The organism is Nitrosopumilus sp., from assembly GCA_029862745.1.
Taxonomy (GTDB): Archaea; Thermoproteota; Nitrososphaeria; order Nitrososphaerales; family Nitrosopumilaceae; genus Nitrosopumilus.
The window spans coordinates 1-25,370 of the sequence record JAOTWS010000011.1 but is presented as its reverse complement, the minus strand read 5'-3'; the positions used below and the strand labels follow the sequence as shown (position 1 = coordinate 25,370).

Here is a 25,370-nt window from a genome sequence, read left to right as displayed (position 1 = left end):
ATTATTTAGAATTGAGATTTTCAAATTCTTCATTACAAAATTGATGAAAAACAGAACATTTATTTTTTTTAGCATCAATTTTTATATTTTCCATATCTTTGTTAAGTACTCCTTGAGCAGCTAAGAATGCATCATCTTTTAAATTCAATTTTTCAAATATATGTGATTTAGCAATAGGTATTTCTTTTAAATTTGGATCTATTATTTGAGCTCTATCATAGTAGATTAGTGCATCTTGATAATTTCCTAAATGACTAAGTGATATAGCTTTATTCATCAATGCAGTAACATCATTTGGATCAATTGCAAGAACAATATCATAATATTCAATAGCATCCTCATGACGATTTAATTCATTTAAAGACAACCCCATACTGTTTAAAGTCCATAAATCCTTTGAGTTAGTTAAAAGTAATTTTTCACATAATTCTAAAACTTGTTTATATTGTTTCATACTTTCAAGTGCATAAATTTTATTTTTTAATGCATAGATATCTGAAGGTTTTATTTCTAAAACTTTATCACAATAAACAATAGCCTCTGAATATTTTTTCATATGAATCAGTGACAGTGAAATATTCTGAAGTGCAACCATATCATTAGGGATTTTATCTAGTAAATCTTTACAATAGTTATACATTTCATCATATTTTCCAGCACGAAACATTCGAGTAATAACATTTGAAGGATCTAGTAGATTTACCATTTTTACTATAATCTAATGAAAATTCATTAACTATAACCTATTCTAAAAGATAGAAAAACTGATTATCTATAATTATTTCAGAGATTTACGAAGAGTATCATTTAAAACTTTCGAATAACTATATGAAGATTGCTTGATTTGAATTAGTTTTGCTTGACGAAGTCGAAGTTTTTTATCAAGATCATCATCAATCATGATTGTTACACGTTTACTCAATTTAATCACTATTCAATATGAAGATAGGAATATAATAATTATACTAATTCTCAAAACAATAATTAATTAAAAGTCAACAATAGACGTTGACTTATTCATTGTGAATGGTTTTTTAACTAAATGGTATTTAGTTTTTCAATTTTTCTAAATTAGTTAGGTTTTAGCTACACTAACCACAAGATCTTTATTTTAGAATTTATCTCTATTTTTTAGTTGTATAAAATATACTATTATTTGAAATATTAAGATCAACTAGAACAACATAGTTAAACAAGAATTATTTTTGATAGCGAAACATCAATAAAATTAATGAAATGTGTAACTGATAATTTTGAAGATTTTGGAAAATATATCATTTCAAAAATCTTTGAAAAGTTTAAAGTTCCTAAAATATTTAGATACAGAAATATTAAAAATAGGATATTAATAAATTAATTATCAAATCTTGGATAGTGCTTAATGAAGAAAAAGAGATTTCTAAATTTTAGTTTTTTAGGAAATTAAATTAGATATCGAAAAAGAAAATATTAGCTAAAAGATATCCTAAAAAATAGATAATTAAGAAAATATTAGCATGAAATTAGTTAATGATATGTTTTATATTAAATACATAAAAATTATTACTTTACAAGTTCAAGAAGTGCTTTTGCTTGTTTGAAATGTACTTCATCTATCATTTTTCCATCAACGGTGGTAGCACCTGTACCTTTCTTAATAGATTCGAGATATATTTTACATACTTTCTCAGCCCATATAATTTCATTTTTGTTAGGATGAAATAATCTATGAACAGTTGGAATTTGATCTGGATGTATAATACTTTTACCGGAATATCCTAAACATTTTCCAATTTTACAATCTTGTTCTAACCCCTCAAGATCTTTAAGATCCTGCCAAATAGCATCAATCACTGCGACACCAGCTGCACGCGCATCAACTGGAATTTTTCTTCTTGAATACTTTGCCCCTTCAGAGTCTTTTGTATATTCAACTCCTAAATCATTAAGTAGATCAAAAACACCAAAGACGACTGCAGAGATTCTTTTTCCAAATGATGCAATACTAAATGTGTTAACTACACCTTCGGCAGATTCAATGGAAGGAATTATTTGAATTGTTTTTAGTTTTCTCGTCTTTTCTAATCTAGATAAAATTTTTTCAAATTGTTTTAACTCTTTTATATTATTTACTTTAGGAATTACAATTCCATCAATTCCTTTTTGAACTATTTCTTTAAGATCAGCAGGGATTTTTCCAGATGTCGGAGAATTAGTGCGAACAAAAATTGAAGATTTGTATAAAACACGTGATTTTAATGCAGATTTAATTAATTTTCTGGCATTTGGTTTTTCAACATCTGGAACAGAATCTTCTAGATCAAAACAAACAATGTCAGCTTGTAGATTTTTTGCTTTTTCAATAAATCTGGGGTTATTTCCAGGAACAAAAATGAGACTTCGATAAAGCTGCGTCATTAAAAAGGGTTAAGCACCCTCTGGCTTCATCAAGATTTTGCCAAAGAGACCTTTTCCGGTTACCATCTTTGTGTGTGCCTCTGCTGCTTGCTCAAAAGTATAAGTTGAGTCTATAGCGGCTTTAATTTTGCCTTGACCCATCCAATACAGTCCTTGATCAAGTTCTGCTTTAGTTCCTTGTGTTGAACCTAAGACATTAATTCCTTTGAAGAATATGTGTCTAAGATCTATGTTTGCATCATACCCTGTTGTAGCACCACATGAGACCAGAGATGCACCATACTTGAGTAGTGTTAATTGTTTGTTGAAATGTGTTTCACCTATGTGATCAAAGGCAATGTCAATCCCTGGAGCTTCGCCTTTTTTCTTTGCAAGTTCCTTTGATATCTTGAAGACTTCTTTACTCCAATCATCTTTTCTATGATCAACTGCATAATCTGCACCAAGTTCTAGACATTTATCTAATTTGTCTGGACTTGCAGTTGCAATAACATCACAATTGTATAGTTTAGCAATTTGAATTCCAAAGCTTCCTACTCCTGAACCTCCACCCATAATCAATACGGTTTGTCCTGGAGTAATCTTTGCTCTACCTACTAACATGTGCCATGAAGTAAGAAGAGTCATTGATGCTGCTGCTGCATCATCATAAGATACACCCTCTGGAATTTTTGAAACATTGACTTCTGGTAAATGAATTTGTTCAGAGTATGCACCCCATAGCGGTCCAGTTTGAAAACCCCAAACTTGTCTTCGGGTACAGTCAAATTCTCTTCCATCGGTACATGCTTTACAAACTCTGCATGACAAGTTAGAATGAGAAACAACTCTATCACCTACTTTGAAATTTTGTACATCATCACCTACTGCGATTACATCGCCTGCTACGTCAGAACCAGAAACATGTGGAAGTGGGACTGCTACTGGAACTCCTCTCATTCCCCAAATATCGTTATAATTTAAGGCAGATGCTTTATTAGTAAAAATTACCTCATCTGGCTTTGGTTTTGGTTCATCTATATCCTGGACTTTGAGGATTTTAGCATAATTATCGTCTGGTGCATATTCATTGTATACAACTGCTTTCATGCATTTATTGTCATTTTTCCCATAATTAAGTTTTTTTTGGATTATATTCGATTTATCTTAAAATCACGTTTAGGTTGTTGAGTAGAGAGTAATATTTGCTTTAATTGATTATCGTTGATCTGACCTGGTATTTTTCCTTTAGTTGCCATTCCGATCAGATATTGCTCGACAAGTTCAGATAGTTCAGGTTTTACCATTTTGATATTGTTTAGTCTCAATCTTGCTTCAGGTGTAAGAATTTGTTTTAGAATTTGTTCCTTCTGTGCTGCAAGTTCGTGATCAGAGTTATGTTGAGAGTGTTCGTTAGATTCTGGAGAACTCATTTCAAATCTATCGGTATATTTTCAATTGTGGATTTTCAACAATTAGTTCTTTTAGAATATCTGTTGCTAATCTATCTAATTTCTGCATGCCATGTTTAGATACTATACGACCTTTCTTCTCAACCTTTTCTAGATAACCAAGTTTTTCTAATCCTTGAATAGCATTACGTATAATCGCACCTCCAGCATCTTTATGATGAGCTGCTCCATATCCAGATGGTTTACCACCACCATAATCGTTTCTTAATGCATTAATTCCAATTGGGCCATTAAAGTAAATTTTTCTCATAATTGATGCACATCTAGTATGCCACCATTCCCTATCTTGTGGTGGTTTATCTGCATGAGCTCCAGTTTTAACAAATGGAATCCAAGAAGGTGTAGGAATATTTTCGTTCTTTAGAACATTTGCTAATCTACCTATCAATACATCTGCTGGTACATCGTATACCTTTGCCATGAAGTAAAAAAATTGATAATCGTCTTATAAATCATTGAGGTATCGTGGCTAGTTTGTTAAATATATTTCAGCGTAAAATTCTCAGATCGTGATTATAGTTTTGTTAAAAACATTTTTGTATCAATCTTTTTGATAAAGAGCATATATACCCCCAATTGCATATGACAATGCAATAAAAAGTCTGGACAGTAAAACTGCAATGTCTTGATTTTCTAGAAAAAATGAAGAATAAATCTTAAAAGCAGGTAAAATTAAAACAAGAGATGTAATTCCAACTACCAGTTGCTCTTTATTATTTAATCCGTTGAATTTATTCATAAAAACAAAAGTTGAGATATTGCCCAATCCTATTCCTAATAGCAGTAAATATTGTGAGAGTTCTGGAAAAAATATAATTAATGCAAAAGGTAATGCCCAACAAAGACCGTTTATTACTTTGATTTGTAATGACCATTTTGTACTATTTCTCATTCTTTGGCGTATTGAGGAAAAAACCAGTTTGAATTTTCTGAATTGTAAACCAACAATTAAACTAGAAATAATTATCCATATCATCACATAATAATACAAAGGTACATCATTTTGAAACGCTATTTCACTTACAACTGAACCACTCGAAACTAAAATAGCAATATTTATGAAAAAAAATCCAAAAGCACGTCTAATTTGTACTATTGAATGCGTCATGATTAAAATTTGATGTATCGACATTTAAATTGAAACAGACAAGTGAAAGAATAACTAAGTATTAAAAACGTCATAATATTATTGATTACTACTTTAGTATCAATTAACTTTTTTAACTCAATGGATTTTATTCATCTTGATCATTTATCAAAAATAATGGTGTTCATATAGATCATAAAAGTTTTAGATTTGAATAAAATGTATTTTTGCTCACAATTACAAATTAGGTTATTTTTGGTAAATTCTATGTATTAATAAGAATAGCATAAACCAACTACAAGATCTAGACAGTAAGTGCTTTCATACTATAACAAAACTGTCATAGTAAATATCATTAGATTTGTAGACTACTATGTTATTAGAATTGTATATTTATTTAGTAATTTTTCCTCCGTCATTATCTTCTAATAACAAACCTAAAGAAATAAAACTTAATTGGATATTTTCAAAATCCAAAGAATTTGTTATAATAGAAATTATTTATTGCATGTAATATGAGAAAAAGATAATTGATAGCATTAGCATGTATTAAAAAAATCAATGAGATATAATTTTCCGGTAAGTATGACCACACAAGTTACAAGAAATTCTGATCGATTTGACAGATGTCCTACCCAATCTAATTCTTGAATTAATTCCAGGTGCAATAAAGGATTTACATTTTTTGCAAAAAACCATTCGAAGATTAAAAGACATTTTAATTTTATATCTAGTACTTATTCTACGAGCAAGTAATGCTTGTTGCTGAGAAAGCTCTGGATTAGTCCTTGCATTAGAAACTGCATTATCAATGAGAATCTGCATTCTCTCTAGTGCAATTTTTCTGATTGCAGGTTTCACAATAATCTCTTAAACTACACCTAAAAATTGATTCTTATTATAATGAAATAATGCAGTCAGCGGGATTCGAACCCGCGTCACAGGGTTGGAAACCCCGAATACTAACCAGGCTATACTATGACTGCAATAAAATGCAAACTTCATTTCCTACATAAAAATGGTTTTTTCATATTCATAGAGAATTCTTGAAACAACAACATGACCTTCAAAGGATTCATCTCCAACAGAATACAGATCAGTTATTTTGTTTTGAATTGAATCAGAAAAATGTCCTTTTTGAAATCCTCCGAGTACAATACAGGTATTTTCTGAAATTTGTGCAGCAATTTTTTCATATGAATTCAAAGTACCTTTTGTAGAAAATCCAATTACTTTGGATGGATTGATTTCAACTAAGAGTTCTGAAAAAGTTTCATCATGAATCTCTAGTAACAGCTTATCATTTACTTTAATTTTTTTTTCTTTATATAATTTTTCAATAACACCTTCAAATCTATGATATGATTTCGGAATGTGAACATTTGTACCAAAGGAAATTACTTTATCATCTATTGTGTGAACATAAAGTTTCATTTTATTTTTAAGATATAATGGAATGGTAGTGGCCTCAAGTATTAAAAAATGTACCAAATCTGGCCGTCCTCTTTTCAATTCATTTTTGATTCCTTTCATAGCTGCAAAATGCCATGAATTATCCAATAAAATTTCTGACGAATGTTTTCCAAGCTTTCTTGCATGTGATATTACTGATGGATGATCTTCTAGATCATATGGTACGAGTTCCAATGCAGATTCAGATAAAATCACAGAAATCATTTCAGTTTATCATTTGAACTTGCTTCTTAAATTCATTCCAACTTGGTTTTGCAACACCATCATTATTTATCAATCCAGCATTACAAACATACTGATTCAATCTTTCAATTACATGCTCACTGCTCCCAAAACCAGATCCACCTACAATCAATGTATTATTACCAACTTCTTGTTCTTCAAATACACATGTCCCTTCGGGTTTATCATACTGCCTATACCAAGTAAAAAATTCTATTTTAGATTCATTTTTAGTATAAAATTCAAAGGTTTTTTCCAAAAATTCTGCTTGAGTGGAATCACTTCCTCCAATAAAATTAGAGGTACTCCAACTAATTTCAAAGATTCCAACTTTTTTATCTCCTGCTAAGTCAAATATTTCTTCTAGGTCTTCTACTGCTTGTTGTGGAGTTTTTATAATATCATTTAGACTGTCAACTGGTGAATAAGAAAAGGCAACAAAATCACCAATAGCCAAATCGGTTACGATATTTTGCAAGTTTTTATTCAAAACTTGATCTAGTGTAAATGCATTTCCAAGTTTGACATCAGGATGCTTTTCTTTGATTTTGTCATAGATTCCATTGAATAATTCTTTATACACAGGAATGTTTTGTTCATAGAATCTAAATTGAGATTCGGTTTGACCAGCAAGAATTACTGTATCTACAATGTCATATCGTGATAATATTGCATCAAGTACACTGATTATTCTATCTTCCCCTATAGCATTAAGAGATGGTTTTCCAATCCAATTGGGGAACGGCCCTAGTGATTCTCCATTAATAATAGAAAAGTAAAGTGTAACTTTGAGATTATTTTTTTTGTTAAAACTCATCAATGTGTCTGATTGTTTCCAATCATATTCTCCATGTATGGGTTCAATTAAATTCCAAAAAAGATAGACATTACTTCTTCCAATTCCAACATCTGATGCTTGAGAATAAATTTTATCTAAATCCTGTAAAGTAGTAGTTTGATTTGGTGAATTAATTACAAGGCCAATTTTTTCATTAGTTTTTTGAGTAAAGACTCCTAAATTTTGTAAAATTATAGCTGTGGCAGTAATTGCAATAATTATTGTTATTCCTATGACCATTCCTAGGATTTTCTTGTTCATAAGATAGGCATCATAAAATGAGAGTAAAAAAGTTTACAAAAAGATCATCTTGGATCGTGGGAACTTTTACTATGTTACAATTTAGTTTGTAACTTAAGATAACAATAAGTGGTTCTTTAGTTGATTAATCCACAACAGGCTTCTGAAGCCTTTAACATGTTGACCTTGACCCTCATCGATCATCGTAATATTCCGATAACTGAAATGTTTCCTTATGCTATTTCTATCCCGATGTGCATCCACTATATCCACACTCTATGCAGATACTACAGCCTTCTACAAAGACTAGATTGTTTTTGCATGTTGGGCATAGACGATCTTCAGAAACTTCTTGATGTTGAGTTTCCGTAGTGATTTCTGCGTCATGAACTTTTAATGCAAGTGATGCATTTACTTGGGATTTGATGTATGGGTTTGTTATTTTGGAAAGAACAAACGTAGTCACGTATTCACTTGGAGATACATCAAAGATCTTTTTGGCGTTTTCACTAGTCATGTGAAGAACTTGTTTGTGTCTAGAACCATCACGATAAACGGTCATTCCTTTTAGTCCTAATTCATGTGCAAGTAAATAGGCAGATTTTACATCTTCTGCTGTTACATCATAAGGCATATTGATTGTTTTTGCAATTGCATTTCCAATCCAATCTTGCCATACAGCTTGAGCCATAAGGTGATCAGCCCAGTGAATATCCATTGCTGTGACAAAGACATCTTGCATCCATTGTGGAATTTCTTCAATTCCTTTCAATGAACCATAGTTATCTGCGATTTTTGCAAGAATTTCATCTGTATAAAGACCATTTTCTTTGAGGGCTTCTTCAAAGATCTTATTGGAGTAGAAGAATCTACCAACAGTAACTCTTTTCTCAAATACAAGAGCAAATGCAGGTTCCATTCCGTTTGAACAATCTGCAATCATAGAGAGTGTTCCAGTTGGTGCTACTGTAGTAGTTAAGACATTTCTAATACCATGTTTTTGGATTTTCTCAATTAGTGGATCCCATTCATATGAATGAGATTCTTTTTGTTTCTCATAATATCCGGCTATTGGAATCTTTCCTTCAGGATATTCTGTCTTTGAACAAAGTGGGAACTCACCACGTGATTTGGCAAGAGCAACACTTTCTTCCGTTGAATAATATGTTAAAGCTTCAGAGAGTTTGGATTGTAATTCATATCCTTCTTTGGAATTGTATGGGATTCTTAGTCTGTATAAGAGATCAGCTACTCCCATTACTCCAAGTCCAATTCTTCTAGACTCTTTAGATGCTATATTGATTTCTGGAACAGGATAGGTGTTTACATCAATAATATTATCTAAAAATCTTGTTGTCTTTCTAATTGTTTCTTCATATCTTTGCCAATCAAATTCATAAGTGCCATCTGCTTGTCTTTTAACAAGATTTACCAAGTTGATGGATCCTAGATTACATGATTCGTATGGATAGAGACTTTGTTCACCACATGGGTTTGTTGCTCTTAGTGGTGCTTGTCTGGCTTTGGCAAATACATTGTATTTATTAATTTGATCAAAGAAGATCAACCCAGGTTCTGCGCTCTTCCATGCAGATAATGCAATTAGATCAATTAGTTGATGTGCATTAATTTCTTTAACTGGTTTTTTGTTGCGTGGGCTACGTAAAACATAGTTACCATCTTCAGTGTTAACTAGTGCATTCCAAAAGTCTTCCCAGATACCAACACTTACGTTAAAGTTTTCCAAAACTCCTGGTTCTGTCTTGTTTGTAATGAATTTCTCAACATCAGGATGCCATGCTTCAATGATCCCCATGTTTGCTCCACGTCTTTTCCCACCTTGTTTTACAACTTCTGTTACGGTATTGATAATATTCATGAATGATACTGGACCAGAGGCAACACCAGAAGTGGATGCCACAATATCACCTTCCTCACGAAGATCAGAATAGTTGATTCCAACACCTCCTCCAGACTTGAAAATTAATGCTGCATCCGAAGTGGATTTCATGATTTGCTCCATTCCGTCCTCCATTCCAAGCACAAAGCATGCTGATAGCTGCCCCAATCTTCCACCTGCATTCATCATTGTTGGTGAATTTGGCAGAAAGTCTTGTGTGGTCATCATTTCAAAATATTCAGTAATTTTGTCTGCATAACTATCAAGTTTCTTTGCTGCTAACAAAGTCAGAAGATCTTTGAAGCTTACCTTCATTTGACCTTTGTTTGCTAATGTCACATAATGATTGATCAAAGATCTAAAATGCCATTTGTTGAAAAAATAATTTCCTACTTTGAACTTATAATCAAATGCATCTAGTTTTTCAAGATAAGATTCTGCTTCATCTATATTTTGTTTAGTACTTCCTGATTTGTCAAATACTTGAGTATCATACAGAATATCGCCAATTCCTACTAGAATTGCAACTCTCTCAAACATTTGAGTTGGAGATTCAATGATCTCATTTTTTGAATTTCTGAAAAGATATCTTGAGGCTAAAACCCTTAGACAATTCAAATCAAATTTTTTGGAGACTGGATCTAATACTTTTAGATTCAGGACATTCATTTTTTGATCTCTTAATTTTCTTCTCTCATGTCTGTAAACGATATATGCTTTTGCAATATCGCTATTACCACTGTCAATTAATGTTGATTCTACAATATCTTGAATATCTTCAACTGTAGGTGTCCTAGTGATTGTAAATCCTTGCTCCACTAGTTTGTTAACTACATTTGTTGCTAATTGATCGGCTACACCACGGTCGGCTTTAGAGGTGGCAGCCAATGCCCTGTATATGGCATTTGAAATTTTATCTTTATTGAAAGCCGTGATTGCGCCACTGCGCTTACGGATCTCAGTGATAGTATTTTCTATTTGTGAATTATCCATTATAATCTCCTCGTACACGATAAAGAATAATGTGGATATAACTTATGTGCTCCAAAAGTTTTGATCTTGACACGTTAATGTGTCAATATTTTTAACACCGCTACTATGAAGTTCATACTAGCATAACTTCCATCATAATTGTAATGATCGTGATATCTGAAACTGATCAAAAAGTTTGCAAAAATGATCGTAACTAGTTTTTCACTTACGAATTTCAGACAATGTACGGAGACTTACATTTTGGACATTTATCTTCAAATGGTTCATCCTTAAAACCACATTCACCGCATATTGGAGTATTCCTAACAGGCTTAAAAGAAGGCGTAAGTTCTGATGCCTTTTCAATTGCTTCTTTAATTTCATCAATTTTTGCATCTTTACCAATTTCCAATGTTACAAGTAAACCACCATTTAGTAATTTTGAAAGTTTGTTACATTCAAGAATAGGCTCACTTTTGTTGTTATAAGTAGAAATTTCAGATGTTTTGATTACTATTCCTTGTGAATAATAGTCGTCGTCCATTGAATTAAGGGTAGAATTCTTACCGTATTTTTCGCCATCCAAGTTTGCAAAGCGAGTAGAGGCTTCAGTTTCAGTCATAGAAATGGCTACGATATCACCTAATTCTTTGCCTTTTTTTGTACCAACATCAACTGCAGTTTCAATTACTTTGTGAAGAATGTCACGCCCTTCTTTGTTGTCTTTGAAGCCAAGTATGTTAAACACTGATTCTTTTAGTCCAACCAAATTTACAACTAGAGATACAGAACTCCTTTGCATGTATTGGGTGTTCTTTGCAAGAATTGGATTTAGTCCTCTTCTAGTAAGATCTGAGATCTCTTTCTTTCTTAATGCCATTGAAGCTAATGCAGGTTTCATAAGTAATGCAAGTCTTGCTCTAAAGTAAGTCTCATCTTTATTTGATTCAAATGCAAGTCTTGGAAGATTAATAGAAACAGATTCTAAAGTGATTGATAGTGGACCGGTAGTCTTTGTAGATCCGTTTGTAACACCATAACTAGATGTTTGTCCTTTAGCAAACATTATTTTTCCACCAAGTAGAAGTATTTCAGATACTAATTCTGATACATCTGTTATCTTTCCTTTATCTACATCTATGATCAAACCAATTTTTGGAATTGGTGTTATCTTTGTATAATTCTTGTACGCATTAATAATTGAGTTAATTATTTTTGCATCAGTTCCTAATTGTAACCTAATTGAAATATTGGTACTTGTTTTATTATATTTTGAAGTTGTAGATGCTGTTGCAAATGCATCTGTCAGTTTTTGTTCAAGATCTGGAAGAGATTTTGAATATTTTGTAAATAAAGAAACTAATCCATCAAGTACAATTTCTTTTGAAGCCTCTTTTGAAAGAAGAGCAATTACAATAGATAAAGAACTTGTAACATCATCAAGTTGTTTTGATGCAGGTATTCTTGATACATCAAGATATTTTCCACCAAGATCAATTCCATTTTCAATCAACTCTTTAATATTCACAAATATTGTATCAGGAATCATGGACCAAACACCAGGATGAGTAATGTGTAGATCACCAGAAAGATGAGAGTCTGCAACATCTTTTGGTAAAATGTTTGTAAGTAAGTGTTCAGCAAATACTCTTTGGCCAGTATTAAACAATAAGCCTTCAGCGCCGTTATCAATATTATCTAGATTGGAAAGCATCTCTTGAACATCAAAAACAGATAGGCCTAGGCGTGCAAGTTTATTGCGATATTCCTCATGACCATGTTCTAAAAGAACAGAGTTTACCATTTCTCGTATTAATGCCCCTGTTAGGTAGGTAGTCTGATATTTGTAAATTCTGTTTTCAACTTCTTCGGTGATTTTTTGTGCCAGTTCTAGTGGAAGGCTTCCTTCACGAACTAGCGATTGAATAATTTTATGAGAATTAAACTCCTCAATGGATTCATGTGATGTTCTAACATACATTTTACCACTTTCAATAATTGATCTTTCTTCAATCTGTCTTGCTAAGCTTAAAACAAGTTTTCCAAGATTTGTGATTGTATAGCGTCTTTCAGATTTATTTAATGCGACAAGTGATTGCCTAAGTAATTTTCTCAAATGATATGCAAATTTGCCACTTTCTTTTTTTGATTTAAATCCAGCCAAAGATTTTAATTCAGAATAAGTCAAAGGCCCTTTAGAATTTAAAATTCTAAGGATATCAATTCTGTTGGGACTTGCCATAACAGAAAAGATCATTCTAACACGTTTTGATGTAGATTGTAAGATGCCACCTCTTTTTGGATCTGAGTCAGAATCTGAGTCCAAGTCTAATTCTAATTCTTCATCATTAAGTTTCATCAATCTTCGTAAAATTAAGGAGTAAATAAGACTTATGACTGAAAAATCTATTCCAGTTTTTAGATCAGTTTTTTAGAAAACTAAAAATAATATAATTCGAAGATCTTTTTAGATCAGTTTTCTTGAACATCAAGTGAAAATTCTGATGTGGAAAGTTTTTGTCCACATGATGGACATTTGCCGTTGGTGGGATTCATGACATCTTTTAGAGATTTCAACATTTTCATATTTGTGATCTTTTCTCCACATTTACCACATATGATTTCTACTGACATGAAAATAATCACATATACAAAATAATTAAGAATCGATTTTGATTTTTTTTAATAATTCAAGCAAATTAATTTACTGCTTTTCAATAATTATTCCGCGTTCATCAAAACCAGTAATTTTAGCTCTAGTTCCAACAGGTAAATCTGCCGGAGTAGCAATTCCTGCCATAAATCCAGAGATTCGTAAATCTGTGTTATCTAATTGAAGTACAACAAAGGCATATGGAGTGTATTTTTCAAAGCCTGCAGGAGCTACAGTTATTATTGTATATGTAGCAACCGAGCCTGTACCATCCAAAATGGCATCCTCAAATCCTTTACTTCCACATTTTTGGCAAAAATATACGGTTGAAAGATGAAGAAGGCCACAACTAGTGCATTTATGAGCTAAAACTTTGCCTTGTTTTGCGTTTTCAATAAGTTGCTCTTTTATTGTCATTTTATACACTTTGAAATACGTGAACAGCACAACTTGCACCAGTTGCGCCAAAATTATGAGTTAAACCAATTTTTGCATCTTTAACAGTTCGTGCACCAGCTTTTCCAGTTAATTGATCAAATACTTCTACTACTTGTCCAATACCAGTAGCCCCAATTGGATGTCCTTTTGATTTAAGACCGCCTGATGGATTTATAGAAATGTCAGAATTCAGATTTGTTCTACCCTCACGTACAGCTTGAACACCCTTTCCTTTTTCAAAGAATCCCAAATCTTCAGTATCAACTATTTCTGCAATTGTAAAGCAATCATGTACTTCTGCAAAATTTACATCTTTTGCAGTAATACCTGCCATTTTGTATGCAGCTTCAGATGCAATCTTTGTACTTGGAATTGTTGTCATATGTTCACGTCCTTGTAATGCAGCAGGTGAACCACCTCTTCCAGAACCTATAACTTCAATGTAGTCATTACCATGTTCTTTTGCAAATTTTTCAGAACAAAGAACTACAGAACTTGCACCATCAGAAAATGGGCAACAATCATAAAGTTTTAGTGGACTAGCAACTACTGCAGAATTCATTACATCATCAATTGTAATTTTCTTTTGTAAGTGAGCTTTTGGATTAAGTAAACCATTATTATGATTCTTTACTGCAACTCTTGCAAAATCTTCTTCAGTTGTATTAAATTCTGTCAAATATGCTCTTGCCATAGATGCAAACAACCCTGGAAATGATGCACCTGCCTGACCTTCATAGAAAAAGTCTGAGCAATATGCAAAATAAGTTGTTGTCCACTCAGTTCCTGTATGAGTTACTTTTTCAACACCTGTTACAACAAGACAATCATAAAAGCCAGCTGCAACATTTGCAAATGCTTCTCTAAAAGCTACAGAACCACTTCCACATGCAGATTCAATTGATAATGATGGTTTATCTGAAATTCCTAAATTACTCATTAAGACAGGACCAAGATGGACTTGTTTATCTGCAACCCCAAATACGTTTGAGATGTACCCTGCTTTGATTTCTTTAGGATCTATTCCTGCACTTTCTATGGCTGAAATAGATGCCTGAGTAGTAATATCGGCTATGCTGTCAGCTAATTTTCCATATTTTGTGCTTCCAGCGCCAAGAACACAAACCTTTTCCATAAATGTTGCTGACCCATTTCCCTATAAAAATTGTTATAATAAATTTATCATATAAAATGCCATCAAAGAGAACGACGTCAAGAACAATTCAAATCAAAAAACCCATCATTAGACATGTAGTAAAAACTACAAAGTCAAGAACTAACATCTTCAAAAAAGAGATAATTCAATATTTTGACAATAATGGGTTTCTATCTTGGTCATCAAAAGAAAAAAAATACATCATTCTTGGAACGAATTCTCCTAAAAAGGGGTTAGTGCAATGTCCTGAATGTAAATTAGGTGAAATGATGGTAATTAGATCACGCACTACTCGAAAACGTTTCATGGGATGTTCAAATTTCTATGGGGGGTGTAAAGCATCGTCACCATTATTACAAAAAGCACGATTGAGAGCAACCAAAATACCATGTAATGTATGTAAATGGCCAACAATAATTTTTCGTTATTCACGAAAACAAAAATGGATAAAACAGTGTTCTAACTTTAATTGTGAAAGTAGAGAGACTAAGCCTTCAAAATAGGATAGATATCTGTTCTCCTATTTTTGAGCAATGGTAAAACTTTACGTGTTTGTTTTACATTATTCAAATCAATATTTACAAAACTTATTCCTTGTTTCTTTTTCATATCAAGTAGAATTTTTCCATATGGATCAACTACCAAACTTCTGCCGCAATAGATATTTCCAACTTGATCAGGTGCAATCATGTAGCATCCATTTTCAATTGCTCTTGTCTTGTTAATCGTAATCCAGTGTTCTTCCTTCATTTTGCCTTTAACCCAAGCAGATGGTGCAACTAAAACTTCAGCACCAGCAACAGCAAGTGATCTTGACATTTCTGGAAATCTCAAGTCATAGCATATCATCATTCCAATTTTACCAATAGATGTATCAACTGGCTTTACAATTTTAGAACCTGAAGTCATTTTATCTGACTCTTTGAATCCTAATGCATCGTAGAGATGAATTTTTCTGTAGGTGGAGATTACTTTACCTGATACATCAATAATAAATGATGTATCATATACACGATCTTTTTTTCTGCTTTTTTCATAAAATGAACCTATAATTTGAATTTGTTTTTCTTTTGCAGCATTTGCAATTGTTGTAATAAAATCCCCGTTAATTGTTTCAGCTAAATTTGCAAGTTGTTTGGGAGTTTGAGTGGAATTTGTGTAAAACATCATAAATTCTGGAAATGCACATAATGTTGCATTCTTTGATGCTGCCTTTGAAATGTATGAAAGAATTTTTTTAAGATTATCTTCTTTCCTAGTTGATGCTTTGAATTGAACAATTGCAGTTTTCATATAATATGATTAATTAAATTACAATAAAAGGATAAACTCTTGATACATCATAAAATGAACTATTTATTATTATGTATATTTTGTAAATAGAAATTAAACCGATCATAGTGTATATATCAAACCTTGACTAGGGGGATTTTCTAGTCTACAAGTTTCTTCCAGCTAGATAGTAATCCAGCAAGAATTAATAAAATCAAATTCTAGGTCTATAAAACAAGAGAATGAATTCTTAGTAGAATCTAAATACCAAATTTGTTAAATCATAAAGGTATTAGAACTGTCACCAAAATCTAACGTTTTTGGTCTTAAGGTCTGATACAATATTCAGCATATAGGAATAACAATATTTGTAGTTAGATCTATAAACTCATCAAAATTTTAGAAAGAAGTATCTAAAAATGAATCATAGCATAACAATGTTCCTTATCTTGAACAAGATATTGAAAAATTAGAAAATTAAATTGTCATAGTATTAAACATAAACTTAACCCTTATGAGATATCATAAATGTAAAAATTATATCAGCACTGTCAATGTTAAGTAATTTTTCCATTAGATTCCATTTTATTTCTTTGAATCCAATTGGATCAATTATAATCAAAAACACTATGAAATCCATTAAAAGATTGGATCTAATTCAACAAATTCTTTTTTCCAATTTGAATCTATTTAGAATCAATATTTGTGACCATATTCAGAAAATTAAAAAAGATGTATTTTATTTTTTACAAAAAAAGAAAAAATGATAATAAATCTAGTTTTTACAGTTGGTTTCCTGCCAAAAACCAATTTTCTTTAGGATTGTCTTCAAAAACAACAATTACATGATTTTCTTTTGTTTTTAGAATCTCTACTGCAGATTTTGTTATTGCTTTTGCATATTCGTCTTTTTGTTCCTGTGTTCTTCCAGGGTACATTGATACTGTAATCAACGGCATAAGAATTACAAATAGATTCAGTGATTTATGCGTTCAATAATCTGATCTGTAACCATATCTTGTACCATACATAAACTCAGAATTGTGTGTTTTTTTGTACAAGTAACCTGTTGCTAGACCTACAACAAATCCTCCAATGTGAGCAAGATATGCTACACCATCTCCTGCAAGACCAAATCCTCCAATAAAATATGGAAGTAAATTTTGAAAAATTAGCCAGAAAGGCAAGAACCATTTTGCCTTGATATGCATCATTTTCCAGATAAATCCCAATATAAGAAAAGTTTGTATTCTTGCTGTTGGGAAAATTACTAGATAAGCTCCTAATACTCCAGAAATTGCACCAGATGCACCCACTGCAGGAATCACACTGTTAACATCACCGGCAATATGGATCAATCCAGCAAGAATTCCCCATATTAGATAAATTCCAAGATACTTCAACTTACCGAATTTTTGTTCGATGTTATCACCAAATATCCATAAGAACAGCATGTTTCCTCCTAGATGCATTATACCACCATGCAAAAAAACTGAACTTAATAGAGAGAAATACGGTTCTTGAGGACAAGAAATACTTTGAGGGCCTGAACCAAAATCTATGTTTAACACACTTCCACCAGTAACACAATTTGGAACAGCTCCCCAATTGTAAAATAAACTAATTGTATTTTGATTTGTAAATTCAAAAATTTGACCAGTATATGCTACTTCAATAAAAAAAACAATTACATTAATTATGATTAGTGCATAAGTTATAGTTGGTTTGAATCCTGGAGGATGTGGGTTCTCATCTCTTAGTGGAAACATTAGTTATTTAGCTTGATTAAAATTCGTATAATAAGATTATTCAATTTTAATTATTCCTTCTTTAATCAAAAATTGAATGCCTTGAATAAAAGAACCATCATCAATTGATCCATCAGCCCACCAACCTGCGTTGTTTTTAATCCACATAGGAATACATACAGATTATTTTGAAGTATATTAAAAGATTGTATTACTAAAATAAAATTTCCTTTAGAAAATGAATTTCCACCAATATTTAATAAAATAAAATTAACTGTTAGTTGAATCCATCAGATTAAATTACAATTATTTTTTGTTTCACAAGATTTTCAATTGCATTTAGAAGATCATCATCAGAAATTTTTTCTTCAGACCACCATAATGCAGTGGTCTTGAACCAAGATGGAATATACCAGTCAGATTCTACAATGAACTGTTTATCTGCAACAAATATTGTTCCTTTTTTGAATAAAAAATCTATTCCCTTCATGAATTCAGAATCAGAGATTTGATCAGATATCCACCATTTAGCGTTTATTTTAATCCATTGAGGAATTTCAGGAGGTAATCCTTTTTCAAAGCCAGTAATTTTTAGAATTCCTTGTGAGTGTGGTTCTACAATAAATGCAACATGCCATTGATCCATCTCATCAACACTCTGAATGAATTCTATAGGCTTGTCATTTATTGTAACATCAAACTTTTCTTTGCCTGTAATTGGTGGAAATTCAAAATTAGCGTATGTTTGAAGCGGATAACTATTGTATCCACGCATAGTAAGGGTTGTTCCATCATTACTGAATTCAGCGGCTGAATACCATGCACCTGAATCATATCGAAAATCAAATTCCCCTCCATTCTTCTTCGCAGTTACTGGAATTACGGTAGTGTCTACTGGTGCAAAACAGCTATAATAAAAAACATCGGCAGTAATTGATGGGTCAGGATACATTGAAAATTCAACAATTTCTTCTGGCTCAATTTTTTCAATAAATTCAATATTTTGTGTAATATCTAATACCAGTTCATAACCATGAACTACTGCATAAATTTTAGGATAATAGATAGTTTTTTCACCGGTATTTTGAATTCTTCCTGAAATGTGTCCATCACTGTGTTTGATTAAGGTTTTATCATAAAGTACTTGAATTGGAATTTCATTTTTTATGGTTTTATCAAAAATTATCTCAGGATTCATAAGAATTGGAGTGTTGGATATTAATTCTGGAAACTTTATTTTAAATGGTATTTCCTTACCAGCACCTAAAGGAACATGCTTGATTGTTTTTGACATAGTTTTATAATCATCAATTACAGATACAGTGATTGTTGGAATTATTGCAAAATGATTTTCATTTTTAACATTTCCAACTACTGTATAGATTCCAGTCGAATCAAAATATCCTAGATATTCATGTAATGGGACATAAACATTAGCATATGCTACTTGAGGAACAACCAAGATTAAAAATAATAATACAAACAGAAATAGAATTTTTGATTCTGAAGATCTAAAAAGAGTTGAAAATATCTTCAAATCCAGAAGTTGGTTTCTCAAGTAATCCAGGCCTATGGTCTTCAACTAATTTATCTATCAGATCTCTTGCTTTAATATAATATCTCTTTTTGAGTTGAACTAATTTTACTTCTACTAGTTCATCTTCAACAAGTTGGGATAGATAAAGTGAAACAGTTGATGGTGATTTTTTAACCTCGTTTACTAGTTGTGAAAATTCTAATCCATCTTCTTTTACTAATGCAAGTATAAGATCACGAGGAGTTTGTTTTCTTAGGGCTTTGATGATTATGGTTTCGTCTTCAGTAATTCGAGGAGGGTAGAATCTTATTTGCCTTGGACCTCGTTTTGCTTTAATAATTCCATTTTTTTCTAATTTTCCTAAATAATGGCTCAATACACCATTTTTTAATCCAGATGAACGCATAATTTCACGAAATTGGATTCCTGGATTTTTTTCAATGATTTGTTGAATTTGTGAATCTCTGTCAGTCATTTCTAAATACTCCTAACGCTAGTAACCCTAATGTTATAAACGTCAATAAATGTCCTATTTCAGAAATAGACATCATATCAAAATCATAGATGGTAGGCCATGTTGCATCTACTAATAAAAAAATTTCAGCACCAATAAAGTTAGTAAATGCTGTAGTGCTAAATAAAAGTCGTTTTGTCCTCAACCTATAATATGCAAATCCTGCAATTACTGAAATGAACACAGCAAGACTTAGTCCACCAATATGCAAAAAAATATGCGCCAAGTGATAGCCATGTAATAGATGAGGAACAATAATTGGTAAAGACAATATTGCTATAACTCCAGTTACAACAATTGAGAATAAGACTGATTTTCTTTCAACTATACTTTCAGGTTTAAACAAAGTAATAGAGTTGACATTTTTTCAGATTTAAAAGGACTGGTTCATTTTTCGAACTAGTATAATCATACATGAATTATTCCATTTTTAATTAAAAATTCTAACCCTTGAGCAAATGTTTTGTCATCAATTTGATTAGATATCCACCATTTAGCATTATTTTTAATCCAATCAGGAATTTCTTGAGAGTTTGAAGTTTCCTGTTGTGTTGAAGGGATTACTATTATTTGATTTTTGATAAGATATTCAATTCCTTGAATGAAAGTATCATCATCAATTTGATCCTCAGACCACCATAATGCACTATTTCGAATCCAATCAGGAATAATAATTTCTAGAGTATTAATTCTATCAATAACAATTGGAATAGTTGCCTTTGCAAGATTGTTGTTGTTTAAATTTTTAAAATTAAGATGTACAATTCCTGTAACATCAGCGGGAATAAAAAATTCTACAACATTTTGCTCATCTTTAGAATCAGTACTTATTCCGCTTTGCTCAAATATAATACGATCATTTTGAGTGATTGAGAAATAATATTGTGTAGAAACTGGTTTATTTTTTAAGAAAACATCTGTGACATCAAAAATTATTTTTGCATTTGAATTAGATTTTAGAATCTCAGGCTCCCAAGTAGTCATAATTCTAAATTGACCATTATCAGTAACTGAACTCAAATGAATATAATCAGGATCTGGTTGGATTACAAAATTCATTCCATTGTGATTTTCCTTACTATGAAAAACATTCATCAATTCTCTTTGATAAATAATAAAATGGACAACGCGTTCATCAGAAAAAAAATCATCAATATTTATAACATCATCAGACAGTTTTACTTCATTTACATATATAGAAAATCCAGAAGATAGTAAATCACCAAATTTTTTTGGAATTACAAGTTCTTGATGAACAACAGATGTTTGATTAATGTTAGATTCAGTCCAATCAAATGGCATGAAATAAGAGATTTTCTTTGAAATAAAATCATAATTAAAATTGGAAATTTCATCATAGTATGTTACAACATGAATATTTTGTTCTCCGAAATTTGGATCAATAAAATCATATCTAATTGTCTGAGCAATAGAAATTCCTGCATTGAATGTCAATGGTTTTTCTAATTTTTTAGAATAGTCATTAGCAGTAAGTACCTTAATATCAAATTTGTACAGACCGCCTTCACTAAGTCTTGGTCCTTTTACATTCACTAGTTTACTTTCAAGTCCCAATAAAGAACTGAAAAAATTACCACCGTTCTCAGTTTCTACTATAATTGAATCATTGTCTTCAGATACAAAATTAAAAACTATGAAACCATTGTCTGCCTTAAATTCTTGTTCAAAGAGAAATTGCTCTCCACGTTCAGATTTTATCAGAAAAGTGGTATCACGTAAAGTAACTTTTGAATCAAAATTAATCAATGAAATAGATATTTGTTGATCATCTTTTGTATTTGGATCATTTTTTGAAGAGGACACTTCCAAAGTAACAAGTTTTCCATCTAATTCTACAGGTGGAAAAGTTTCATTTCCTACACCATGACCGTATGCATTATGAAATCCCAATACAAATGCAGCAGAAATAATTAAAATTGTGATTAGTGATAGATTTTGCAAACTATGTCCACTTGCTAGGATCTTTTTTGCGTATTTCTTTTCCATCAATGGTGACCAGATCTTTTTCTTCAAATACAGTATGCCATTTGCCATTATCTGGGAAAATTTTGTTCATTTCTTCAACTTTATCATTGGTTGGCGCTTTGTTCATCAAAGCTCCCCATCTCATGTTTGGGATTTTGGGCATAATGTCATTGATGTCTTTCATAACAATATCACTTTACTTAATTTATTTAAAAACCTATGATTGAATCTTCATTATTCCTTCTTTAATCAAAAATTGAATGCCTTGAATAAAAGAACCATCATCAATTGATCCATCAGCCCACCAACCTGCGTTGTTTTTAATCCACATAGGAATTTCGTTTGAGCCAGAGCTAGATCCCTGTGAGGTTGATGGAATCTTTAAAATATTTTCTTTAATTAAATATTGAATACCTTGAACAAACGAGTTGTCATCAATTTGATCAGCTGCCCACCATTCAGCATTATTTTTAATCCAACTAGGAATTGGTACTTTCTCAGGTACTGAAGTTGACAAACCAGGTCCAATCTCAATAATTGCGGAACCAATCCCAGCATACTTTGGATTATAGTCTAATCCAGTTCCTAAAACTTTGACATCAACTCTAATTTGACCTTGAGAAGGAACAAAAATTCTTTGAATGTCAATTCCTTCAGTAGAAAGAATTCCAAGCATTGAGGGATCATCACCCACATTACTTGCTATTTCTTTGTCAGATTCATCAAAAACAAAGTATGCATAATGAATATCTTTGATTAGCTCCCTGTTTTCATTAAAGAATGTAAACTCAAATGGAATTTCTTGATTAGCTCCATACTTTCCATCCCATGAGATATTCACAGTTGTTGGAATTTGTTTATGATTAACAGTATCAACAAGATAAAATTCTGTTGAACTTTTTGAAGCTTCAGATAAAGGTACTAGTTTTAAATCCATTTTTGGATTGTCGTAGTTGTCTGATCCCAGTTTTTCATTGATTTTTTGTAATTCATTTTTGGTAATTAGAAAATGAATGATATTGGTATCATCATGTGAATACGGATCATTAAGTAATGCCCTCTGATCAATTTCCACTCCATTAACATATCCTTTGAATTGTTTTCCTTCTGCATAAGGTGTAAAAGTCTTTGGAACTCTGACTTCTTCATGAACAACTTGTACTAAATCAACATATGATGGACTCCAATCAAATGGCATATCAAATGAGATAGAATTGTCTGATTGATCAAATTTGAAGTTATCAACATCATCATAGTATGTTTTTATAATGACTGGGATTTCTTCAGCATTTGCAGTCTTTAGAAAAAAGTTTTGTTCCTGTGCAACACTAACAAAAGTTTCATAGCTAAGCAAATTAGCTAATATAGTTCTTGGACTAGTAGCAGCCTCAATATCAACTCTAATTTTGTATAAACCACCTTTTACAAATATTGGGCCTGTGATTGATGGTCTTGCGCAAATGTCTAAATTATCATCAGTACATGCTGCACCTTGAACAAATAGAGCACCTGGTGCACTTACATGTTCAGAGCCACCATAAATTGAACATTCTTCAAGATGGGTTTTATTACATGTGGGTTGAGGTTTAATTTTAACATCTAATCTTCCATCTAAATCATAAAACAAATTTCTAGCTAAAAGTTCTCCACTTTGCCAGACTTCTATTCGATATGTAACTTTATCAAGATTTTCATCAGTTAGTGTATCAAAGAAACGTACTTGCATATTTGCAGAATTAATTTCACCAACAGTAATATCAGATGGACTTAATTGGGTTCGAACAGTTACTTCCATTCCACCAAAGCTGATAGGTTCAGCTTGATCACCACCAAGTCCATGAGCAAATGCGTTTGGAAGAATTATTGGAATGGTGAAAATGCCTATGATGATTAGTAATATTGCAAACTTGTTATTCAATATAGAATTTATGTTTATTCCATATTTAAAGATGGTATAGAATTTCTATGCGCAGTAATTTTTTATGAAAATTAGAGTACAACTTTTATTTGTCAAATTAAAAGATAATCTATGAAATTTTTACTAATGTTATTGTTAATTCCATTATTAATTATTCCAGCATTTGCAGAAGAGCAAACTATGGTAACTGAGAAAGGAACACTTGATGTCAAATTAACGTATGATAAGATTGATCCAAATACTCAAACTAAAATAAATATAGATTTTATCAATCCTCAAACAAAAAAAATTCAAGAACATATTGATTATACGATTTCAGTTTCAAAAGATGGGGAGACTGTTTTTGGACCAATTCCACTTACGCATACATCAGTTGGATCTGTGAAAATTCCAATTGAATTCAATTTAGGTGAGGGAATTTATACCATGGATTTTACAATAGAGGGAATTTTGTTTCAACCAATTCCGCCAGAAACAGTCTCTTTTGATATTTTAGTAGGTGATGTTTATGCTCAACCAACAATTGATAATAACAAAGTAGATGGAGAAAATGGGGGATGCCTAATTGCAACTGCTACATATGGTTCTGAGTTTGCACCTCAAGTTCAACAATTAAGAGAACTTAGAGACAATACAATTCTAAAAACAAGTTCAGGTATGGCATTTATGACATCTTTTAATCAATTTTATTATTCATTTTCACCAACAGTTGCAGACTTTGAAAGAGAGCATCCAATTTTCAAAGAATTTACAAAAGTGACATTAACTCCAATGCTATCATCATTATCATTATTGAACCACGTTAACATTGATTCAGAGGAAAAGATGTTAGGGTACGGCATATCTATAATTCTTCTAAACATTGGAATGTATATTGGAATTCCTATTTTTGGAATTCTAAAGTTGTACCAATCTAGAAAAAATTAATATTTCATAACTGAAAATTCCAGTGAGGTTTTTATGTATCCGAACAAGTATTCAATCTAATGAAGACTAAAGCAATTAGCTCATTCTTCGTACTATTTGCTATTGCAGCAGGTATTGTCGCAATGACACCAGCTGCTTTTGCAGATCACTCAGAAGTCACAATCGTTCCAGCATTAGGTTCTGGCGCACCAGGTTGTGAAACTAGTCCAGATGGATGTTACATTCCAAGTACTGCAACAGTAGATGTTGGTGGTAAAGTAATCATGTCAAATACTGATACTGCAGCACACACGTATACAGCAGGAACACCAGATGGTGGACCAAGTGGCGAATTCGATACTGGTTTATTGATGGCAGCCAATTCATTTGAATGGACTCCAACAGTAGTAGGTGAAGTTCCTTATTTCTGTATGGTACATCCTTGGATGAAAGGTTTGATCATAGTACAAGAAGTAGAAGCTGAAAAAGAAGATCATGATGACAACGGTGAAATGATGCACATGGAAGGTGCTGCATCTGCTACCGGAATGTTATCAGATGGCACAAAAGTTTCAGTTTGGACTTCAATGCCAACTGCAGGAGAAGCAATGGAGATTTCTATTGAATTTGAGGATGCAGAACATGTTAACCACGATATAATG

General features: G+C 31.8%; 27 protein-coding genes and 1 tRNA gene. 3 read left to right on the top strand and 25 right to left on the bottom strand.

The features are described from left to right. Nucleotide 1 precedes the first annotated feature (1 nt). The 16 genes from OEM44_09975 to OEM44_09900 form a co-directional block, all read right to left on the bottom strand. Nucleotides 2–706: a tetratricopeptide repeat protein gene (locus OEM44_09975; protein MDH3517118.1), complete on the bottom strand. Its 705-nt coding sequence runs from the start codon at nt 704–706 to the stop codon at nt 2–4. Nucleotides 707–778: 72 nt separating this feature from the next. Further along, nucleotides 779–922, bottom strand: coding sequence for a hypothetical protein (locus OEM44_09970; GenBank protein ID MDH3517117.1), 144 nt, complete (start codon nt 920–922; stop codon nt 779–781). A gap of 620 nt (nt 923–1,542) precedes the next feature. After that, the gene (locus OEM44_09965; GenBank protein MDH3517116.1) at nt 1,543–2,397 is read right to left on the bottom strand and encodes a CoA ester lyase; all 855 of its coding nucleotides are present in this window, start codon (nt 2,395–2,397) and stop codon (nt 1,543–1,545) included. Between the two features lie 9 nt (nt 2,398–2,406). After that, the gene (locus tag OEM44_09960) at nt 2,407–3,486 is read right to left on the bottom strand and encodes a zinc-binding dehydrogenase (GenBank protein ID MDH3517115.1); all 1,080 of its coding nucleotides are present in this window, start codon (nt 3,484–3,486) and stop codon (nt 2,407–2,409) included. Between the two features lie 41 nt (nt 3,487–3,527). Further along, nucleotides 3,528–3,809 (bottom strand): DNA-binding protein, encoded by a 282-nt coding sequence (locus tag OEM44_09955; GenBank protein MDH3517114.1) that lies wholly within the window; start codon nt 3,807–3,809, stop codon nt 3,528–3,530. A 7-nt stretch (nt 3,810–3,816) separates the two neighbouring features. Next, nucleotides 3,817–4,269: a 30S ribosomal protein S19e gene (locus OEM44_09950; protein ID MDH3517113.1), complete on the bottom strand. Its 453-nt coding sequence runs from the start codon at nt 4,267–4,269 to the stop codon at nt 3,817–3,819. 120 nt (nt 4,270–4,389) lie between these two features. Further along, entirely contained in the window at nt 4,390–4,956 is a 567-nt protein-coding gene (locus tag OEM44_09945) for a hypothetical protein (protein ID MDH3517112.1), read from the bottom strand. 537 nt (nt 4,957–5,493) lie between these two features. Continuing rightward, nucleotides 5,494–5,796 carry an RNase P subunit gene (locus OEM44_09940; protein MDH3517111.1) on the bottom strand — a complete coding sequence of 101 codons (303 nt, stop codon included), beginning with the start codon at nt 5,794–5,796 and terminating at the stop codon, nt 5,494–5,496. A 51-nt stretch (nt 5,797–5,847) separates the two neighbouring features. Next, nucleotides 5,848–5,921 (bottom strand) — tRNA-Gly (locus OEM44_09935). A gap of 22 nt (nt 5,922–5,943) precedes the next feature. After that, complete coding sequence (locus tag OEM44_09930; GenBank protein MDH3517110.1) at nt 5,944–6,612, bottom strand: ribosome biogenesis protein; 669 nt, start codon at nt 6,610–6,612, stop codon at nt 5,944–5,946. 1 nt (nt 6,613) lies between these two features. Further along, a complete protein-coding gene (locus tag OEM44_09925) occupies nt 6,614–7,729 on the bottom strand; it encodes a hypothetical protein (protein ID MDH3517109.1) in 1,116 nt (371 codons plus the stop codon). Nucleotides 7,730–7,952: 223 nt separating this feature from the next. Continuing rightward, entirely contained in the window at nt 7,953–10,601 is a 2,649-nt protein-coding gene (locus OEM44_09920) for an adenosylcobalamin-dependent ribonucleoside-diphosphate reductase (protein MDH3517108.1), read from the bottom strand. A gap of 214 nt (nt 10,602–10,815) precedes the next feature. Then, a complete protein-coding gene (locus OEM44_09915; GenBank protein ID MDH3517107.1) occupies nt 10,816–12,939 on the bottom strand; it encodes a helix-turn-helix domain-containing protein in 2,124 nt (707 codons plus the stop codon). A 113-nt stretch (nt 12,940–13,052) separates the two neighbouring features. Then, nucleotides 13,053–13,214 carry a hypothetical protein gene (locus tag OEM44_09910; protein ID MDH3517106.1) on the bottom strand — a complete coding sequence of 54 codons (162 nt, stop codon included), beginning with the start codon at nt 13,212–13,214 and terminating at the stop codon, nt 13,053–13,055. A 70-nt stretch (nt 13,215–13,284) separates the two neighbouring features. Then, nucleotides 13,285–13,650 carry an OB-fold domain-containing protein gene (locus OEM44_09905; protein MDH3517105.1) on the bottom strand — a complete coding sequence of 122 codons (366 nt, stop codon included), beginning with the start codon at nt 13,648–13,650 and terminating at the stop codon, nt 13,285–13,287. Between the two features lies 1 nt (nt 13,651). Beyond that, nucleotides 13,652–14,806 carry a thiolase domain-containing protein gene (locus OEM44_09900; protein MDH3517104.1) on the bottom strand — a complete coding sequence of 385 codons (1,155 nt, stop codon included), beginning with the start codon at nt 14,804–14,806 and terminating at the stop codon, nt 13,652–13,654. A gap of 56 nt (nt 14,807–14,862) precedes the next feature. Here OEM44_09900 and OEM44_09895 point away from each other — a divergent pair, with 56 nt between their 5' ends. Further along, nucleotides 14,863–15,330 carry a DNA topoisomerase gene (locus OEM44_09895; GenBank protein MDH3517103.1) on the top strand — a complete coding sequence of 156 codons (468 nt, stop codon included), beginning with the start codon at nt 14,863–14,865 and terminating at the stop codon, nt 15,328–15,330. Here OEM44_09895 and OEM44_09890 read toward each other — a convergent pair. The 9 genes from OEM44_09890 to OEM44_09850 form a co-directional block, all read right to left on the bottom strand. Beyond that, nucleotides 15,314–16,120, bottom strand: a complete 807-nt coding sequence (locus tag OEM44_09890; protein ID MDH3517102.1) for a carbon-nitrogen hydrolase family protein — start codon at nt 16,118–16,120, stop codon at nt 15,314–15,316. The two genes, OEM44_09895 and OEM44_09890, sit on opposite strands and share 17 nt — an antisense overlap. Before the next feature lie 761 nt (nt 16,121–16,881). Continuing rightward, on the bottom strand, nt 16,882–17,058 hold the full coding sequence (locus OEM44_09885; GenBank protein MDH3517101.1) for a tautomerase family protein: 177 nt from the start codon (nt 17,056–17,058) through the stop codon (nt 16,882–16,884). 33 nt (nt 17,059–17,091) lie between these two features. Next, nucleotides 17,092–17,868 (bottom strand): rhomboid family intramembrane serine protease, encoded by a 777-nt coding sequence (locus OEM44_09880; GenBank protein MDH3517100.1) that lies wholly within the window; start codon nt 17,866–17,868, stop codon nt 17,092–17,094. A gap of 274 nt (nt 17,869–18,142) precedes the next feature. Further along, nucleotides 18,143–19,309, bottom strand: a complete 1,167-nt coding sequence (locus OEM44_09875) for a peptidase (GenBank protein ID MDH3517099.1) — start codon at nt 19,307–19,309, stop codon at nt 18,143–18,145. Nucleotides 19,310–19,358: 49 nt separating this feature from the next. Beyond that, complete coding sequence (locus OEM44_09870) at nt 19,359–19,859, bottom strand: winged helix-turn-helix transcriptional regulator (protein MDH3517098.1); 501 nt, start codon at nt 19,857–19,859, stop codon at nt 19,359–19,361. Further along, nucleotides 19,852–20,244, bottom strand: a complete 393-nt coding sequence (locus OEM44_09865) for a hypothetical protein (GenBank protein MDH3517097.1) — start codon at nt 20,242–20,244, stop codon at nt 19,852–19,854. The genes OEM44_09870 and OEM44_09865 overlap by 8 nt, the downstream gene beginning before the upstream one ends. Before the next feature lie 62 nt (nt 20,245–20,306). Next, nucleotides 20,307–21,905 (bottom strand): peptidase, encoded by a 1,599-nt coding sequence (locus OEM44_09860; protein MDH3517096.1) that lies wholly within the window; start codon nt 21,903–21,905, stop codon nt 20,307–20,309. After that, nucleotides 21,862–22,068, bottom strand: a complete 207-nt coding sequence (locus tag OEM44_09855) for a hypothetical protein (GenBank protein ID MDH3517095.1) — start codon at nt 22,066–22,068, stop codon at nt 21,862–21,864. The genes OEM44_09860 and OEM44_09855 overlap by 44 nt, the downstream gene beginning before the upstream one ends. 33 nt (nt 22,069–22,101) lie before the next feature. Next, entirely contained in the window at nt 22,102–23,802 is a 1,701-nt protein-coding gene (locus OEM44_09850) for a peptidase (protein ID MDH3517094.1), read from the bottom strand. Between the two features lie 111 nt (nt 23,803–23,913). Between OEM44_09850 and OEM44_09845 the strand changes: the two genes are divergently transcribed. Both OEM44_09845 and OEM44_09840 read left to right on the top strand, forming a co-directional pair. Then, nucleotides 23,914–24,729 carry a copper-binding protein gene (locus OEM44_09845; protein MDH3517093.1) on the top strand — a complete coding sequence of 272 codons (816 nt, stop codon included), beginning with the start codon at nt 23,914–23,916 and terminating at the stop codon, nt 24,727–24,729. Nucleotides 24,730–24,788: 59 nt separating this feature from the next. Further along, nucleotides 24,789–25,370: PEFG-CTERM domain-containing protein (locus OEM44_09840; protein MDH3517092.1), on the top strand; the 582-nt coding region annotated here is incomplete at its 3' end.

Bases quoted from the DNA above. Each gene is read 5' to 3' on its own strand.
- OEM44_09975 (MDH3517118.1), bottom strand. From the start codon at position 706: ATGGTAAATCTACTAGATCCTTCAAATGTTATTACTCGAATGTTTCGT.
- OEM44_09965 (MDH3517116.1), bottom strand. From the start codon at position 2,397: ATGACGCAGCTTTATCGAAGTCTCATTTTTGTTCCTGGAAATAACCCC.
- OEM44_09960 (MDH3517115.1), bottom strand. From the start codon at position 3,486: ATGAAAGCAGTTGTATACAATGAATATGCACCAGACGATAATTATGCT.
- OEM44_09955 (MDH3517114.1), bottom strand. From the start codon at position 3,809: ATGAGTTCTCCAGAATCTAACGAACACTCTCAACATAACTCTGATCAC.
- OEM44_09950 (MDH3517113.1), bottom strand. From the start codon at position 4,269: ATGGCAAAGGTATACGATGTACCAGCAGATGTATTGATAGGTAGATTA.
- OEM44_09945 (MDH3517112.1), bottom strand. From the start codon at position 4,956: ATGACGCATTCAATAGTACAAATTAGACGTGCTTTTGGATTTTTTTTC.
- OEM44_09930 (MDH3517110.1), bottom strand. From the start codon at position 6,612: ATGATTTCTGTGATTTTATCTGAATCTGCATTGGAACTCGTACCATAT.
- OEM44_09925 (MDH3517109.1), bottom strand. From the start codon at position 7,729: ATGAACAAGAAAATCCTAGGAATGGTCATAGGAATAACAATAATTATT.
- OEM44_09920 (MDH3517108.1), bottom strand. From the start codon at position 10,601: ATGGATAATTCACAAATAGAAAATACTATCACTGAGATCCGTAAGCGC.
- OEM44_09915 (MDH3517107.1), bottom strand. From the start codon at position 12,939: ATGAAACTTAATGATGAAGAATTAGAATTAGACTTGGACTCAGATTCT.
- OEM44_09910 (MDH3517106.1), bottom strand. From the start codon at position 13,214: ATGTCAGTAGAAATCATATGTGGTAAATGTGGAGAAAAGATCACAAAT.
- OEM44_09905 (MDH3517105.1), bottom strand. From the start codon at position 13,650: ATGACAATAAAAGAGCAACTTATTGAAAACGCAAAACAAGGCAAAGTT.
- OEM44_09900 (MDH3517104.1), bottom strand. From the start codon at position 14,806: ATGGAAAAGGTTTGTGTTCTTGGCGCTGGAAGCACAAAATATGGAAAA.
- OEM44_09895 (MDH3517103.1), top strand. From the start codon at position 14,863: ATGCCATCAAAGAGAACGACGTCAAGAACAATTCAAATCAAAAAACCC.
- OEM44_09890 (MDH3517102.1), bottom strand. From the start codon at position 16,120: ATGAAAACTGCAATTGTTCAATTCAAAGCATCAACTAGGAAAGAAGAT.
- OEM44_09885 (MDH3517101.1), bottom strand. From the start codon at position 17,058: ATGCCGTTGATTACAGTATCAATGTACCCTGGAAGAACACAGGAACAA.
- OEM44_09880 (MDH3517100.1), bottom strand. From the start codon at position 17,868: ATGTTTCCACTAAGAGATGAGAACCCACATCCTCCAGGATTCAAACCA.
- OEM44_09870 (MDH3517098.1), bottom strand. From the start codon at position 19,859: ATGACTGACAGAGATTCACAAATTCAACAAATCATTGAAAAAAATCCA.
- OEM44_09860 (MDH3517096.1), bottom strand. From the start codon at position 21,905: ATGGAAAAGAAATACGCAAAAAAGATCCTAGCAAGTGGACATAGTTTG.
- OEM44_09855 (MDH3517095.1), bottom strand. From the start codon at position 22,068: ATGAAAGACATCAATGACATTATGCCCAAAATCCCAAACATGAGATGG.
- OEM44_09845 (MDH3517093.1), top strand. From the start codon at position 23,914: ATGAAATTTTTACTAATGTTATTGTTAATTCCATTATTAATTATTCCA.